This is a genomic window from Bradyrhizobium sp. (assembly GCF_049798375.1).
Taxonomy (GTDB): Bacteria; Pseudomonadota; Alphaproteobacteria; order Rhizobiales; family Xanthobacteraceae; genus Bradyrhizobium.
The window spans coordinates 1-2,146 of sequence record NZ_JBARGP010000419.1; the positions used below are offsets into that span (position 1 = coordinate 1).

A 2,146-nucleotide genomic window follows, 5' to 3' on the forward strand; every position below is an offset into this window, starting at 1 on the left:
GCGACATCGCAATGTCAGAGGTGATCTCGACCATGCCGCAGGCATGGATGATGCGCACCGCGATCTTCTCCTCCAGGCCGCGGAAGCGCGACAGGTCAGCCTCGGCACGGATGGTCGCGAACGAGCGTCGGTAGATCTCGGCGCCGTCACGGATATAGTCGCGCGCATTACGCATGAACGGCGGCCTGGTTCGTCAACAATTCGATCCCTTTCGTCCCGATCTCGGATGCGGCGAACGCGCCGGCGGGCTCGTCCCTTACCGTACCGTTGCGGACCACGCGATAGCTATCGCCGGTGCCGATAAGGACCAGATCCGCTGCTGCCGAGCGGGCGCAACCCTTCGGGCAACCCGAAACATGTACCGTGCCCGTAAAGCCGGCGCGAGCGGCAAGCTCGGCCAGCAGACGGCCATGGTCATGCGTCGGCAGCACCGTCGCATTGCAGCAACCGGCGCCCGAGCAGGCATCGATCCGCACCTGTGGATCGGCATCGTCGACGACAAGGCCGAGCGCGCGCCCCGCCGCGATCAGCGTTTCGCCATCGGCGCGGTTGCCGACTTTGGCATAGACCGTGCGCCACGGCGACAGTCTGATGTCGGTCACGCCAAGACGCGCGAGTTCCTCGGCGAATGAGGCCAGCGTTCCGCCCTCGATGCGCCCGAATGCGGCCCCGAGACCAACCACGTATCGCTTGTCTCCCAGCGCGAGCAGGCCCCGGCGCGGCCGGGCATCATCTGAACTTTCGACGTTGGGAAGTATTTTAGGCAAACCGAGTTCAGCTTTGATGGCCTCAACGGCCTGCAGCGACAATGCGTGCGCACGCGTGGCCCCGCCCCGCGCCAAAATGGCCCGCGCGATCTGAACGGCGATTTCGGCGGCTTCGGACGCTGCCGCAGCCGCCAGCCATGCGACGCCATGTGTGGTCGCGACGCCGACCGCAACGAAAATGTCCGCGCCCTCACGTCGCGCTTCGAGACGAACATCCGCCGCGAGCTCGGCCAGCGGCAACAGGCCGCCACCATCGATGACGAAGGCGAACTTGCCCGGCAGCGCCTGCAGGTCCGCGTTTGCGGCAAGCTGCGATGCGAGCGCCTGCGCCATCGGCCTGACGTCGATGATCTCGGTGGGATCGATCCCCGTCAGCGGATTGACCGCGACGTTTCTGATCGCCTCGGCTTCCGCGCTGTCGTCGAGCAGACCGAGCGACGCCAGCGCATCCCACAAAGGTTCGAGCGCCAACTCGGTGACGCCGCGGATCTGCAGATTGGCGCGGCGTGTGAGATCGATCTGACCATTGCCGAACCGCGATGCCGCACCAGCGAGTACACTCAAGCTCGCCACCGGCAGGCTGCCACCATACGGCCTGATCCGCACGATCAGCCCGTCGCCGCTCTGCATCGGCCGCCGCGCTCCCGGACACCAGCCTTTGACCGACGATGGCGTGCTCATGGCCTCGCCTCCGCCCGCGCCGCCGCAACAGCAAGCTCGTCAATGACGGCGTTGCGGCGCGGCAGCCATAGCCCGCGGCGGCATGCATCCTGCAGCCGCGCCACGATCGAGGCGACCGCCGCTGGGTTGCGATCCAGCATCGCGTTGTGCACCGACGCATCGCCAAGCAGCGCGGCATGGACCACGTCGAACAAATGCGAAGGCACCGCGTCCGAGGTCGCGGCAAAAGCATAGAGTGCATCGACGCCCTGCGCGACCTCGGCAACTCCGCGATAGCCATGCGCGAGCATGCCGGCGATCCACCGGGGATTAGTGAGGCGGCCGCGCACCACGCGCGCGATCTCCTCGGATAGAGCCCTCGCCTGCGGCGCCTCGGGACGACTTGTGTCGAGATGCAGCAGCGCCGGCGACGCGCCCAAAGCCGCAGCCGCCGCGGCAAAGCCCCCGGCAAAGTCGGCGACCTCCTCGCCGTCCAAGAGGTCGCGCTCGCGATCGTCCTGCGGATGGATCAACGCGTCGGCACTGCGGACACGATCTTGAAACGCTTGCGCATGCGTTCCTTCATGCCGGCCACCGAACGCATGCGAGGCGCCGGCGAGATAGGCCTCGCCGAGTTGCTGACGGCTCTCCCACTCGGTGCCGAGCGCGAGGTTTGCGGCGACAGCGCCATAGCTGCCGGGCGCCCCGCCGAACACGCG

3 protein-coding genes are annotated in these 2,146 nt (G+C 67.3%); all 3 read right to left on the reverse strand.

The genetic code is table 11. The features are described 5' to 3' along the window. On the reverse strand, nt 1-175 hold a 175-nt coding region (locus WA702_RS17690; protein WP_425111830.1), incomplete at its 3' end, for a precorrin-8X methylmutase. Continuing rightward, complete coding sequence (gene cobG / locus WA702_RS17695) at nt 168-1,448, reverse strand: precorrin-3B synthase (protein WP_425111828.1); 1,281 nt, start codon at nt 1,446-1,448, stop codon at nt 168-170. The genes cobG and WA702_RS17690, both read right to left, overlap by 8 nt. After that, nucleotides 1,445-2,146, reverse strand: a 702-nt coding sequence (locus WA702_RS17700) for a cobaltochelatase subunit CobN (protein WP_425111829.1), incomplete at its 5' end; no start/stop codon positions are given. The genes cobG and WA702_RS17700, both read right to left, overlap by 4 nt.

Bases quoted from the DNA above. Each gene is read 5' to 3' on its own strand.
- cobG (WP_425111828.1), bottom strand. From the start codon at position 1,448: ATGAGCACGCCATCGTCGGTCAAAGGCTGGTGTCCGGGAGCGCGGCGG.